Here is a 13,470-nt window from a genome sequence, read left to right on the forward strand (position 1 = left end):
TTGAAATATTCGCCATCGCGACGGAGCCAACCGGATTTCTTCCAGGCTCGTTTGCAACTCAATTCTGGAGCACCCCCATGTCCCTCAAGTCTCTCATCGTTGGAACCGCCATCGTCGTCGCCGCTATGAGCGGTGATGTCGCTAGTGCAAGCGCACACGGCCATGGTGGAGGCCATTCGATGGGGCATCACCATCACCACAATCACGGGCTGCGTATCGTTCTCGGTGGCGGCGGATATTCGAACGGCGGCTACTCAAGCTGCGGCTATCTCTATAACCGCTGGCAGTACACAGGATCGCGCTACTGGAAGCGCCGCTTCCTGGATTGCCGTTACGGCTGGTAACAGTCCGACTGTCAGCACAAGCAAACACAGCAACGCCTCGAAGCCATGAGCTTCGAGGCGATTGTTTCTTCTACGAACGGCTAGCGGCCAGTTCGGTGTGTTTTGAAGACTCTGACGTGCTATCGGCCGCGCTTAAGCAAGCCAAAATCATTCCCACTCGATCGTACCGGGTGGTTTCGAGGTGACGTCGTAGACGACGCGGTTCACGCCCTTTACCTCGTTGATGATGCGCGTTGCGACGCGGCCCAAAAACTCCATGTCGAAATGGAAGAAGTCAGCCGTCATGCCATCGACCGACGTGACGGCGCGCAGGCCGAGCACATGATCGTATGTCCGGCCGTCTCCCATGACGCCAACGGTGCGCACCGGAAGGAGCACGGCGAAGGCCTGCCAGATCGCGTCGTAAAGGCCTGCCTTGCGGATTTCGTCGAGGTAGACCGCATCGGCTTTGCGAAGAATATCGAGCTTTTCGACCGTGATTTCGCCTGGAATGCGGATCGCGAGGCCCGGCCCTGGGAACGGGTGGCGACCGACGAATGCTTCGGGCAGTCCGAGTTCCCGGCCGAGCGCGCGCACTTCATCCTTGAACAACTCGCGCAGCGGTTCCACGAGCTTCATATTCATTCGCTCGGGAAGGCCGCCGACGTTGTGATGCGATTTGATCGTGACCGACGGTCCACCGGTGAACGATACGCTTTCGATCACGTCCGGGTAGAGCGTGCCCTGGGCGAGAAACTCTGCGCCGCCGATCTTCTTTGCTTCGTCTTCAAACACATCGATGAAGTTTTTGCCGATCGCCTTGCGTTTCGCTTCAGGATCGGAAACGCCAGCAAGCGCATCGAGAAAGCGCTTCGAGGCATCCACGTGCACGAGGGGGATGTTGTAGTGATTGCGGAACAGGTTCACGACTTCGTCGGCTTCGCTGAGGCGCATCAAGCCGTGGTCAACGAAAACGCACGTCAACTGATCGCCGATCGCTTCGTGGATCAGGACGGCTGCAACGCTACTGTCGACGCCGCCGGATAAACCGCAGATAACGCGACCTTTGCCGACCTGCTTCTGTATCTTGGCGATCATTTCGCGGCGGTAGGCCGCCATCGTCCAATCGGATTTCAGCCCGGCGATGCGGTGGACGAAGTTCGAAATGAGCTTTGCGCCATCCGGGGTGTGTACGACTTCGGGATGGAACTGGACGGCATAAAAGCGCCGCGCTTCATCGGCCACGGCCGCATAGGGCGCGTTCTCGCTTGCTGCGATAACTTCAAAGCCTTCCGGCAAGCGCGTTACGCGGTCGCCATGGCTCATCCAGACCTGATGCTGCGTGCCCGGCGTCCATACGCCTTCGAATAGCGGGCTCGCTGTTTTGACCGAAAGGAAAGAGCGGCCGAATTCGCGATGGTGCCCGGCTTCGACTGCGCCGCCGAGTTGCGTCGCGATCGTCTGCTGGCCATAACAGATTCCAAATACCGGGATGCCTGCTTCAAACACCGAAGCCGGCGCGCGGGGCGAACCGTCCTCGGTGACGGAGGCCGGGCCGCCAGAGAGGATGACGGCTTTCGGCTTGAGCTTTTCGAAGGCCTCGGCGGCATTCTGGAAGGGATGAATTTCACAGTAAACGCCGGATTCTCGTACGCGCCTCGCGATGAGCTGCGTTACTTGGCTGCCGAAGTCGATGATGAGGACTGAGTCTGTCACGATTGCGGGCATCTCCCTTTCAGAGCCCTCCCCCTACGCGATCGCGGCTTCTGCTGCAACGGCAAGGCCGCCGCGTGGCGTGCAAAGGGCGCCGAAATTGCGGCCTACGCGTTCATTTGCCAGACGGTCCAATTCAATGCCGCGGCAAAAGTTACCCAGAGCAGATAGGGGACGAATAGGTAGGCCGCCCGGGTATCGATCCGCCGGGCGAGGACGATAAACGCGACGATCGCAAGCCAGAGCGCGGTGATGTCAGCAAACGCCAAGCCGATGTCGTGCCGCTCGAACATCAGGTACGACCATAGGCCGTTGAGAAAAAGTCCGACGCCCCAGGCGACGATGGCCGCACTCCATCCCGCGGCTCGCCAAACGAGCCAACCGGCGATGCCGATCATGATGTAGAGAATGCTCCACGCTATCGGGAACAGTCCGTTCGGCGGCGTCCATTCGGGCTTAGCAAGGGACTCGTACCAGGCTCCGGGCCGGAAGGTTACGCCCGACATGGCGACCAGTAGAACCAGGGCAAGGAAGACGATCAGGGAGCCAATGTTTTTCATTGCTACTGGGTGTCCATTTCCTCAACTTCACGCCGAGCCTAGGATATGCCTTCGCGACCAATCCATACGGGCCAAGCGAGGCGATGACAATCGATGCTGACAATCAAGACGAAGCTTGGCCTGAGCCCCATCGCCGGAATCGGATTGTTCGCGGCTGAGGACATCAAGAAGGGCACAGTGACGTGGCGGTTCGTGCCGGAGTTCGACAGGCTTTTTCGCGGCGACGAGATCCATGCGTTGCCTGAGCCCGCGCGCAGCAATCTTCTCGATCACGTCTACCTCGACGACGCCAGCGGGCTTTACGTGCTGTGCGCCGACAATGCGCGCTTCATGAACCACGCCGACGATCCAAATACCGCAGGTGTTCACGAAGCGGGCGCTGTGGAAGGGTACGACGTCGCGACGCGCGATATTGCTGCCGGTGAAGAACTGACGTGCGATTACCAAAGCTTCGACGCGGATGCGAACCGCAAGCTCGGCACCGAGCGATAGACGCGGCGTCTATCATTCGCCCGGCAGCACATTCACCGCTGGTGCCTTTCGGCGATACGCCCTGCGTTTGACCGCAACGGCTCGAAGAACCTTTTCGCTCGCGATGCGGCGTTGCAGATAGGGCGAGAAATAGCCCGCGTAGCGCTGCCAAAGTTCGAACCGACGCCAATCGTCACCCGAGACATGGCCGCGACAGTGCGGTGAGCCGCACGAGCATGCGAACTCGTCGTAAGGCGAGCCGTCGCTCATCGCGTAATCGTAGGTGATCTCTTCACCGGCCGCGATATCGCGCATCGCGACGAGAGCGATCTGCCCGGATAGTCCAGCGTTCGGGCTGCAGCTGTGATTGACGTAGTCCGGGGGCTCACAATCCGACAGCGATACGAGATACTGGTCTTCCTCGACCTGAAGGCAGTAGCGCCGGACCGTCGGAGACAAGCTGTTCAGCTCCTCACCGGTTACGAGCGTGCCGCTCCAGACGACGAGCAATTCGCCTTTGGCGATCGCGCCGCGTGCAACGACCGTGTGGCCGCCGCGGTTGGGTGTGAGATGAACTTCGCACTTGGGAGAAAGAAAGGAGTTTGGCCTGTCGCTCATTCAGTGACCCCAACTGGCCGTGTGAGCAGGAGACGCGACGGAGTGAAACGACACCGCAGCGCGTCCCTAGATTTGTCGTCAGCCAATGACAAACGACGCATCACATAAGATGGCCGCTGGCGATGTCAACGTCGAAAGATGGGCAATTGCGGTGCTATACGCCGGTCAAATTTTATTTCAGATCATCGCGGATCTGGGACCCATTAGAGATGCTCAAACTTACGCCAACGGGAGGCCCGGCTCGGCTGATCCGGCCAGCCGAGCATGCTGAAAATTTGGACGGGAAAGGTCTAGCTCGCGCGTTCCAGCACGGCGACGAAGAAGCCGTCCGTGCCGTGCCGGGCGGGCGTGAGCAACAGTGAGTCGCTGCGCCCGTCAGCGGAGGGGGGCAACTCTGCCGATCCGGCCGCGGCCCAGGCTTCAGCCGTTGGAATGATCCGAAACTCGCTGTTGGCCGCAAGGAATTCGGCGACCTGGCCGGTGTTTTCCTCGGGCAGAATGGAGCACGTCACGTACACCAATCGGCCGCCGCGCTTCACGAGGGTCGCGCCGCGCGCCAGTACCGAACGCTGTTCCGCCATGCGCGCCGCCAGAGCGTCGGGCTTCAATCGCCACTTCGCATCGGGACGCCGCCGCCAAGTGCCTGAGCCGGTGCATGGCGCATCGCACAGAACGACATCGAAGCGCGGACCGAGAGCGGTAAGGGCTGCTTCATCGCCGCCGCGAAGCACCTGAACGTTGCGCACCCCCGCCCGCTTGATGCGGTCGAAGATGGGCTTCAACTGCAGACGGTTGGCGTCGTAGGCATAAAGCTGCCCGGTATTCTGCATGACGGCCGCGAGTGCCAGCGTTTTACCGCCCGCCCCAGCGCAGAGATCCAGCACCTGCTTGCGCGAGCCAGCGCCTGCCAACAAGGCCGCGATTTGCGAGCCTTCGTCCTGGATTTCAAACCAACCGGCTTGGAAAGCAGCCTCAGCCTGAAGGTTCGGCGTTCGCTGCGCACCCTCCGGCGGAGCAATTCGAACGCCGATCGGCGATATCGGGCACGCGACTGCGCCGAAGCTCGTCAGAGCTTTCAAAACCTTCTCGGGCGTAGCTTTAAGCGTGTTGACGCGCAGATCTGCTGGCGCGCGTTTCGCCATCGCCTGCCCCTCAGCGACGGCGTTCTCGCCGAATTGGCTGGAAAACGCAGGCCAGAGCCATTCGGGGATATCGGCTTGGGCGCAGGCCGGCGCGTCTGCGCGATCACGTGTCAGGCCCAAGCGTTCCTCGTCTGACAACGGTCCCGGCGAATGATCGGCGCCGTCACAAGCTGCAATCACGACTTCGGTGGAAAGGCCCAGCGCAGACGGAGCCGCACCTATGGCCAGCGCGCGAGGCGTGTCGGCGCCAAGCGCCCAGGCAAGCGACGCCCGGTGACGCAACGCGTCATACACCAGGCCGCCGATAGCGTTCCGGTCGCCAGATCCCGCAAATCGATGCGTCTTGCCCCAATCGGTCAATGCGATGGCGACAGGCTGATAACGAGTGAGGATCGCGTCCAGAACCTCGATCGCCGCGGCGATCCGGGCTCCAGCTCTCATAACAACTCCATTCAGGCAGCGGTCAAAATCTTGACTGCGAAGATAATCCACATCGCGATCAGCAAGACCAAGCCGAGGCCGTAGACCTTGGAACGCCACGAGATGTTGTTGCTGGTGACGTGTATGTAGGCATGAACGAGACGCGAGATGACGAAGAGCCAAGCCAACACCAACAACAGAATATCGCCGACGCGGGTGATGAGGATGAAGGCAATCAGCACATAGTAGAGCATCGGGAGCTCAAGCTGATTGTGATACGCGTTGGCGATTTGCGTCGCGCGCGCGGGCCAATTCGGCTGGCGCAGGTCAACGTCCTTGGGCGCGACTTTGCCACTCATCAAGGCTCCCATCCGCTCACGCGCCATCATCAAATGGAGCGCGAACGCGAGCGCGACGAGAACGAATGTCGGCAGAAGAAAATCAGTGACCGTCATCGGAGCCTCTCTGTTGGATAAAGCCGATGCGGACGACTATACGCCGGATCCCGGATAATTGGGGCTTTCCCGTGTGATTAGAACGCCGTGAGCGTGACTTTCCCGAATGCCCGCCGGAGAAATGCGCACAAACTTGGCGCGCTTCTGCATTTCCGGAATGGTTTTGGCTCCGAGATAGCCCATGCCTGCGCGAAGGCCGCCGACAAGCTGATGGACGACTGAGCCCATCGGTCCCTTGTAGGGAACCTGGCCCTCGATACCTTCCGGCACGAGCTTCAGCGCGTCGCGCACTTCCGCCTGGAAATAACGGTCAGCCGAGCCCCGCGCCATTGCTCCGACAGAGCCCATGCCGCGATATGACTTGTATGTGCGGCCTTGATAAAGATACGTCTCACCCGGCGCTTCATCGGTTCCGGCGAGCAGCGAGCCGATCATCACGCATGATGCGCCTGCGGCGATTGCCTTTGCTATGTCGCCGGAAAAGCGGATGCCGCCGTCAGCGATAACCGGAACACCTGAACGTGCCGCTTCCTTGGCGCATTCCATAACGGCGGTGAGCTGCGGAACACCAACGCCTGCCACGATCCGGGTCGTGCAAATAGAGCCCGGCCCGATGCCAACCTTGACGGCGTCTGCGCCAGCGTCGATCAGCGCCTTGGTTGCGTCCGCCGTCGCGACGTTACCGGCGATGACCTGTACGCTGTTCGACTTCTTTTTGATCCGGGCAACGGCTTCGATCACCTTGGCCGAATGTCCGTGTGCCGTGTCGACGACGATCACGTCGCAACCGGCTTCAATCAAACGCGCGGTGCGCTCGTGGCCATCCTCGCCGACCGTGGTCGCTGCTGCTACGCGCAACCGGCCCTGCGCATCCTTCGAGCCGTGCGGATACTTCGCAGCCTTCTCGATGTCCTTGACGGTGATGAGTCCGATGCATTCATTCTGATCGTTGACGACGATCAGTTTCTCAATGCGGTTCTGGTGCAGCAGCCGCTTGGCATCCTCACGCGCAACATTGCGCTTCACGGTGATGAGGTTTTCCTTGGTCATCAGCTCGAATACCGGCTGATTGAGATTGGTGGCGAAGCGCACGTCGCGGTTGGTCAGAATGCCGACGAGCTTGCCTTTACCTGCGCTGCCATCCGGCAAATCATTCTTGCTTTCGACGACGGGAACGCCCGTAACGCCCTTTTCCGCCATCAACGTCAACGCTTCCTGCAACGTCTTGCGGGGCGAGATCGTAACGGGATTGAGGACGATGCCGCTTTCGTAGCGCTTTACGATCGCGACGTGGCGGGCCTGCTCATCAATCGTGAGGTTGCGATGAAGGACGCCGATGCCGCCTTCCTGAGCGATCGCGATCGCGAGGCGGGACTCTGTCACCGTGTCCATCGCCGACGATAGAAGCGGAATATTCAGCCGAATGGATTTCGTGAGCTGCGAGGAGACGTCGGCTTGGCCGGGCATAACATCGGAGGGACCCGGTACGAGCAGGACATCGTCAAAGGTTAAAGCGACCCCCGAGTCGAGCGCCGACAGGCTCGAAGTCATGCGAACTTCTCCAGATTTGGGGGGCGACACGTTCCAGCCCCCAAGGGCGAACATTGTCGCGGGGTCTATAGCACCAAGATACCAGCGTTGGAAGCCATCGCGCCCGCGTCAAATGTGGATCAACGTACGCTATTTCAGGGCGTACGCAGTTTAACGTCACATGGATGTCGCCAAACTGGGCGATATAGCGTGGCAGGGGGTTCAAAGCCTCCGTCAGATTCAAGGCCGGATACGGTCGAAGGCACCTCGCCTCAGCGCGCTGACATTGGCGCCGCCGATCCCGCCGCTTCCCTGTTTGCTGCAATCGCCAGCCCCGTCAGGATGACCACCTTGGCGAGGGTCAACAACAGCAGCACGCCGAAGTTGCCGGGCTCGAAATTGTTGGCGAGCATCGCCTGATGCACGTGTCCAATCGCGACGCCGATGTAGAACAACACGATATAGCAAACGACGGCCGTCTTGAAATCGAGGCTACGCCAGAACGAGACTATCGCGGTGATGCCGATCGCCATATCGGCCACGCCGATCTCAAACTGAAACGGACTGTCTTGCCAGCCAATGTAAGACGCTGCCGTCTCCGGGAAGAAGACGTGGAACGCTCCTGCCCAAACGCCTTCGACGCCGACCGAGAGAAGCAGCAGCCAAGCCAGATAGCGATGTGCTTTTGATGCTGGGCTGCGCGTGATGAATGCGATGAACACCGCGGATATGAACAGAAGGGCCGGAAGATTGGTCAAAACGAAGCGAATTGCGTCAGCCATCGAATTGTCTCCTCAGTTTCCTGATGCGTGTCTATCCCGCAGCGTTATTCTTCTGACGCACCGCCTCTGAATCCCGTCGCGAGCACGTAAAGCTCCGAGCTTTCAGCACGGCTTGCTGGCGGCTTCACGTGGCGCACAACGGCGAAATCCCGCTTCAGCATATCGAGCAGACCGCGCTCTGTTCCGCCCTGAAAGACTTTGCAAAGGAACGTTCCGCCGGGTTCGAGCACGTCTGCCGCAAACGCCGCCGCAATTTCCGCGAGACCGATGATGCGCAAGTGATCCGTCTTCGCGTGTCCGACTGTCGGCGCAGCCATGTCTGACAGAACGACGTCGGCGCGGCCGCCGCGAAGGCGCGACTTCAACTCGTCCTCGGCTTCGGGAGCCGTGAAGTCCATCTCTAGGATTTCGACGCCCGGTATGGGTTCGAAATTCAGATAGTCGATCGCGATGACCTGCCCCTTACCATCGAGAGCCTTGACGATCTCGGCCGCGATTTGCGACCAGCCGCCGGGCGCGGCGCCGAGGTCTATGACGCGCTGGCCGGACTTCAAGAAATTGAAACGTCCGTTAATTTCACGCAGCTTGAACGCCGCGCGCGATCGCAAGCCCTCACGCTTCGAGGCCGCCACGTAGGGGTCGTTCAACTGGCGCTCGAGCCACCGTTGCGATGATGCCGTTCGCTTGTTGGAGCTCTTCACCGCCGTTCGGAGCTGACGCTGCCCGCCACTCAAACTGCTGCGCGTACCCTTGCCCTTGCCGCTTTTTGCGCCGCCGCCCTTACCTGTCACGTTGCGGATCCTTGTCCGGACCGGCGCTTACCACGCCGCCGGCGGCCGGTCCGCCATACGCCGTCTTCCATCATCAAGTGCATCAGAATTCCTTCGCGCAAGCCACGGTCAGCGACGCGCAGCCGGCTGGCAGGCCAGAGTTTCATAATTGCGTCGAGAATAGCGCAACCGGCAAGTACGAGATCGGCCCGCTCGCGACCGATACAGGGCTGAAGAACGCGCTCTTCATAGCTTTGCGCCAGCAGCTCGTTGGTTACGTCGTCAATATCTGACGTGTTAAGCCATATCCCGTCCACGCGCTTCCGATCGTAACGGTCGAGATCAAGCAACACGCCCGCAATCGTCGTAACCGTGCCCGAGGTGCCAAGCAAATGCACCGATCGGCCAGCCAGACGTTCAGTAAAACGATGCTTGGCCTCGAATGGCAGCAGGAGCTGCGCCACAGCGTCCGACATCGCCGCGAAGGTTTCCGGCGTGACATTGCGGCCGTCGAACTTTTCCGACAGCGTCACCACGCCGACTGGTAACGAGGCCCAGGCGACGATTGCGTCCTCGAGATCCGCCCGGCCGGCGAGCACGTCCCGGCGCGAGCGCAGGCGAGTCATATCGAGCCAGATGATTTCCGAGGAGCCGCCGCCGATATCGAAGACGAGAACGAATTCCGCTTCGGGATCGATCAACGTGGCGCAACCCGCAACGGCGAGACGCGCTTCGATCTCCGGCGTCAGCACTTCGAGCTCCAACCCGAAGCTCTCGCGAACACGTGCAATGAATGATGGCCCGTTCGATGCGACGCGGCACGCCTGCGTCGCAACCAGACGCGCGCGCTCAACTCCGTGGCGCTGCAGCTTTCCTGCGCACACCTTCAGGGCGTCCATGGTGCGCGCCATGGCTTGGTCACCGAGGCGGCCTGCCTGACTCACGCCCTCGCCCAGACGGATGATGCGCGAGAACGCGTCAACGACGCGAAACCCCCGGCGTGAGGGACGCGCGAGTAGCAAGCGGCAGTTGTTCGTTCCGAGATCGAGTGCGCCATACACGGGCTCGTTGCCGACGTCGGCGCCATCGCCGTGTTGCAGGCCGCGGCTGGGCGCGTCCGCGCGTGATGATTGGCGCGGAAACGACTTCGACGCTGCGCTCGATAGATGGTTGCGCCGATCCGTGTCGCTGCCGCGCTGAAACGGATACGATTGACCTGAGAGCGGAGCATCCTCGCCGTTTGCGGCCCTTTCAATACGGGACGCAGCGTCAGGACCTGGTTCAACAGGCTTCAACGTTTTCTCTCCAGGACCTGGTCATAGCACGAGCTTCCTAGACGGACGCCGTGCGCACTTCAGGCCAACATTCTGGACCTCGGTTGAGGGCAAGTGTATCAGGTCGCCAAGCTCCGTAAAGCTCCGGCGGGCAAAACGGCGAAAACTCAGGGTGAACAATGCGCACGATGACGGTCTCCCTGCCTTAACGCCATCGGATTTGAACATGCTGAGTTCATTGCGGCCGTTGTTAATGTTCCTTTGCGTCCTGCTGGCCGCGTGCGTTGCATCCGCTACCGCTGGCGCCGCCGAAACCGATTTGGACCGCAGCCGCATTGCGGCGCGCCTCAAGGCTGCCTATCCCGAGTTCGTCTCTGGTATCGACGGGACGTCGGTTGTCTTCCTGGACGGTACGCGTCTCCTCTTCGACGATGGCAAAGCGAAATCGGCTGAGGAACGACTCGCGGATCCAGATATCGACGACATGTTCCGTCAGCCCTATCCATGGGGCGCTTCGCTCACGCCGCCAGAGCATGACTCCGATCCCGGTCGTGCGCGGAACGCTGCGTTCTTCAGCAAGATCTACGGCGATTGCCGAAAGCCAGGATTCGCACGATCACTTGCGCGCGTAGCCTGGCTGCCCAAACGCTCCAAGCAGACCCTGCTCTTCACGACCGTAAATGGCGCCGCGAAAAAGCTGCAAGCCGTCAGCGACGAACTGGATGCGCTGCCCTCCAAGTTCGACGTTTTCCTTGTGCCATCTGCGGGAACGTACATTTGCCGGCCGATTGCGGGGACGAACCGTCTCTCCGCTCATGGGTATGGCATCGCCATCGATATTGGCGTGAAGCGTTCGGACTATTGGCGCTGGAACAAGCACGGCGCGAACGGCGCCCCGCGCTACCGGAACGAGGTGCCGGAGGAGATCGTCAAGATCTTCGAGAAACACGGGTTCATCTGGGGCGGCCGCTGGTATCACTACGACACCATGCATTTCGAGTACCGGCCCGAGCTGGTAGATCTGATCGATTAGCGCGGTGGCCCAGCGCGCCGCACGGCAAGCGGCTGGCTGGGCTCTGGCCTCGGCGCGACAGAACGGCCCTGGACGGCTGCCGAATTCAGACAGGTGCCAGCTTGCGAACCCGATGCGCGGCTGCTATGACCCGCGCTCCGGCGGACATCGTCCGCTCGATCCCGGCATTGGGGGATCGTCTAATGGTAGGACTGCAGACTCTGACTCTGCCTGTCTAGGTTCGAATCCTAGTCCCCCAGCCACAGCTTGCTAGCCCATTGAATGTTCTTGGGACTTCGGCCCAGTTCGACTGTCCGAACCACGAGGCTAGACTCTAGCTCCCCCAATGTTCCCACATCGGTCAATTTACGAGCAGCCTATGCGCCTCGTCTTCGCGAAATTGCTTACCAGCAACCTCCGCTATTTCGCTTCAAGCCTCTTCTCGGCTGCCGTACTGACGATTTCATAATCATCGATACCTTGGTGAACAAAGCAAACTTCCAGTTGGCATTAGTACCGACAAATCATCAGTCATCTGCCGTGTCGCCAAGAATAAAAGAGGAGCGCTAGTTGAGCGTCGAGCTCTCCGACTAAGGCGGCATGACGCCCGTAATGGTAACGATCGGCGATCGACCTTGGAATTGACCAATCTTTATCCGATAACGAGGAGCTGCTTCATTCGCAGTGGCGGAACAATTCCTCGCTACTTTGCTCGTAAATATTACACTTCTAAACGACCCAATGTAATATCCATTCTCAATTTCTGCGACGCCAACTTGGAAAGCCGTGCATCGTTTATGCTGAGGGTAATTTTCGAACTACTTTCGCCCAATATAAATATGTCAACCTTCGCCAACTGAACTCCTAAAATTTGATGTATGTTTTCGATGTTTGCTATTTCCAGAACGTTGAGCAACTCGTCCAAATGCACGCAAATATCGTCCGAAGCGGAATTGGTTTTAAGCATCCATAGGCCGGTTTTAGCAACCACTACGGTACCAGAATTTTTGCCTACAACTTTTTCTCCTTTAGACCAGGATTTTGTCGGCAAAACTTTCATGACCTCAGTAACACGAGGAGGATAAAGCTTCTCGCCATACAGATACAACGCAACATCCATACCCTCTTCCTTCTAGTCGCCAAGATTGCTTGCACTTTCGCCATCGGGACCTATGACATCCCCAGTGTCAGGATTTGTAAAATAGTCGTCATCACCTCGAGATCCAGGGTCATTTTGTTTGATATCATGAAACTTTCGACGAGTTTCTCTTGGAGCTTTATTATTTCTGCGTCCCCACGCGCCAGCGCCCTTAGGTCCATCCCAATATCCCGGCGGTCGGCTTGGCATGCACATCGCAATTATCGGTGGCAGTGTGCACGCTGCAAAAGCTAACGGTGATGAATGGCACCAGGGCAGTGCTAATATCTGTTGCCCATCCTTATCGACAAATCTCTGCGGGCTATCCCCCGCGTACGCATACACACTTGGTCCATCAACAAAACCGAGAGGATCGGGCTGGGTATATCGTCCGGTTGCCGGGTCGTAGTGGCGGTGCCAATTGTAATTGAGACCTGCTTCGAGCTGGAACCATTGACCTGGGAAGGGGGCGTCGAGCGACTCCGATCCCGTTGGAGAGTGTGGCGTACGCCAAGCCTTCTAAACCGCTTCCCACACGGAGTTCTTGCTAGCTTTTGTCATAGTGACCGGACGATTGAGGTGATCGACGTGAACGTACAGCGTAGCGGGTGAAGCCGTATTGACGTTGGTGATGGCAGCGATGGGTCGATCGACCTCAGCTCGTTCTTGCCGCGTCGGTGCGATTTCCGTCTCCGGGAGAACGAAAATAATAACGATGAGAATTGATCAATCGCCAACCAAAACGATTACAAGAATAGTAAACAGGCTACTTTAATCCCTTGCGTCCCTTGAATGCTGTGACTTTCGCAATTTATCCAATTCACTCTCACCTACGTGCATGATGGTCACTTCGAAATCCGTTAGAGCAAGATGCGTAGACTGCGCCGGTTTCCTCTTGTCGACAACCCAGACATTTGGGATTGCACCAGATCCACTTTTGGCCAAACTGAACAATTCAGACTTCAGGTGCACCTCATAATAATCATCTGACTTAGCGTCCGCAATTCGCCGAATTTCTTTAGCCAGGTAGAGCAACGCAGGTCTATTTGCATAACATTTTACTTCTCCGTCTTCGATCCAAATACAAAGCCGCGAGTTGGGATCTGGCAGGGATTTTGCCACGCAAGTTTCTCCGTAGAATTATTGAGGGTGAGTGGCAACAACGTCGGCGCGCAAAGTTGCGGTTGGAAAATGCACAAAGTCAAGCAGGCCGCGCCAATGTCCCATGACGCTAAGGTTTGGGCTGTGGACTTGGACGATCC

General features: G+C 58.9%; 14 protein-coding genes, 1 tRNA gene and 1 pseudogene. 4 read left to right on the forward strand and 12 right to left on the reverse strand.

Annotated elements, in window-relative coordinates; genetic code table 11:
* Nucleotides 1–77: 77 nt before the first annotated feature.
* Nucleotides 78–344, forward strand: a complete 267-nt coding sequence (locus tag DLM45_RS03975) for a hypothetical protein (protein WP_181335691.1) — start codon at nt 78–80, stop codon at nt 342–344.
* A gap of 147 nt (nt 345–491) precedes the next feature.
* Here DLM45_RS03975 and guaA read toward each other — a convergent pair whose 3' ends face one another.
* Nucleotides 492–2,039: a glutamine-hydrolyzing GMP synthase gene (gene guaA / locus DLM45_RS03980; RefSeq protein ID WP_425485194.1), complete on the reverse strand. Its 1,548-nt coding sequence runs from the start codon at nt 2,037–2,039 to the stop codon at nt 492–494.
* A gap of 104 nt (nt 2,040–2,143) precedes the next feature.
* Nucleotides 2,144–2,596, reverse strand: a complete 453-nt coding sequence (locus DLM45_RS03985; RefSeq protein WP_181335693.1) for a TspO/MBR family protein — start codon at nt 2,594–2,596, stop codon at nt 2,144–2,146.
* 93 nt (nt 2,597–2,689) lie between these two features.
* Between DLM45_RS03985 and DLM45_RS03990 the strand changes: the two genes are divergently transcribed.
* The gene (locus DLM45_RS03990) at nt 2,690–3,088 is read left to right on the forward strand and encodes an SET domain-containing protein (RefSeq protein WP_181335694.1); all 399 of its coding nucleotides are present in this window, start codon (nt 2,690–2,692) and stop codon (nt 3,086–3,088) included.
* A gap of 12 nt (nt 3,089–3,100) precedes the next feature.
* On the opposite strand, the gene DLM45_RS03995 is transcribed toward DLM45_RS03990, so the two are convergent.
* From DLM45_RS03995 to DLM45_RS04025, 7 genes are all read right to left on the reverse strand, one after another.
* Nucleotides 3,101–3,685 (reverse strand): SET domain-containing protein, encoded by a 585-nt coding sequence (locus DLM45_RS03995; RefSeq protein WP_181335695.1) that lies wholly within the window; start codon nt 3,683–3,685, stop codon nt 3,101–3,103.
* A gap of 290 nt (nt 3,686–3,975) precedes the next feature.
* Nucleotides 3,976–5,268: an RsmB/NOP family class I SAM-dependent RNA methyltransferase gene (locus DLM45_RS04000; protein ID WP_181335696.1), complete on the reverse strand. Its 1,293-nt coding sequence runs from the start codon at nt 5,266–5,268 to the stop codon at nt 3,976–3,978.
* An 11-nt stretch (nt 5,269–5,279) separates the two neighbouring features.
* On the reverse strand, nt 5,280–5,702 hold the full coding sequence (locus DLM45_RS04005) for an MAPEG family protein (protein WP_181335697.1): 423 nt from the start codon (nt 5,700–5,702) through the stop codon (nt 5,280–5,282).
* 36 nt (nt 5,703–5,738) lie between these two features.
* Nucleotides 5,739–7,253 carry an IMP dehydrogenase gene (gene guaB / locus DLM45_RS04010; protein ID WP_181335698.1) on the reverse strand — a complete coding sequence of 505 codons (1,515 nt, stop codon included), beginning with the start codon at nt 7,251–7,253 and terminating at the stop codon, nt 5,739–5,741.
* A 251-nt stretch (nt 7,254–7,504) separates the two neighbouring features.
* A complete protein-coding gene (locus DLM45_RS04015) occupies nt 7,505–8,014 on the reverse strand; it encodes a DUF6790 family protein (RefSeq protein WP_181335699.1) in 510 nt (169 codons plus the stop codon).
* A gap of 44 nt (nt 8,015–8,058) precedes the next feature.
* The gene (locus DLM45_RS04020) at nt 8,059–8,805 is read right to left on the reverse strand and encodes an SAM-dependent methyltransferase (RefSeq protein ID WP_181335700.1); all 747 of its coding nucleotides are present in this window, start codon (nt 8,803–8,805) and stop codon (nt 8,059–8,061) included.
* Entirely contained in the window at nt 8,802–10,079 is a 1,278-nt protein-coding gene (locus DLM45_RS04025) for a Ppx/GppA phosphatase family protein (RefSeq protein WP_246317145.1), read from the reverse strand. Before DLM45_RS04025 ends, DLM45_RS04020 begins: the two co-directional genes overlap by 4 nt.
* A 205-nt stretch (nt 10,080–10,284) precedes the next feature.
* Here DLM45_RS04025 and DLM45_RS04030 point away from each other — a divergent pair, with 205 nt between their 5' ends.
* Nucleotides 10,285–11,091, forward strand: coding sequence for a M15 family metallopeptidase (locus DLM45_RS04030; protein WP_181335701.1), 807 nt, complete (start codon nt 10,285–10,287; stop codon nt 11,089–11,091).
* Between the two features lie 168 nt (nt 11,092–11,259).
* Nucleotides 11,260–11,333, forward strand: a tRNA-Gln gene (locus tag DLM45_RS04035).
* Between the two features lie 458 nt (nt 11,334–11,791).
* Here DLM45_RS04035 and DLM45_RS04040 read toward each other — a convergent pair.
* The 3 genes and pseudogenes from DLM45_RS04040 to DLM45_RS04050 all read right to left on the reverse strand — a co-directional run bounded on the left by DLM45_RS04040 (nt 11,792) and on the right by DLM45_RS04050 (nt 13,330).
* Complete coding sequence (locus DLM45_RS04040) at nt 11,792–12,190, reverse strand: DUF4279 domain-containing protein (protein WP_181335702.1); 399 nt, start codon at nt 12,188–12,190, stop codon at nt 11,792–11,794.
* Between the two features lie 12 nt (nt 12,191–12,202).
* A pseudogene (locus tag DLM45_RS16715) lies at nt 12,203–12,667 on the reverse strand (RHS repeat-associated core domain-containing protein); the annotation flags it as partial.
* 312 nt (nt 12,668–12,979) lie between these two features.
* Nucleotides 12,980–13,330 (reverse strand): hypothetical protein, encoded by a 351-nt coding sequence (locus tag DLM45_RS04050; protein ID WP_181335703.1) that lies wholly within the window; start codon nt 13,328–13,330, stop codon nt 12,980–12,982.
* Nucleotides 13,331–13,470 lie beyond the last annotated feature (140 nt).

Origin of the sequence: Hyphomicrobium methylovorum (assembly GCF_013626205.1) — a bacterium.
Taxonomy (GTDB): domain Bacteria; phylum Pseudomonadota; class Alphaproteobacteria; order Rhizobiales; family Hyphomicrobiaceae; genus Hyphomicrobium_B; species Hyphomicrobium_B methylovorum.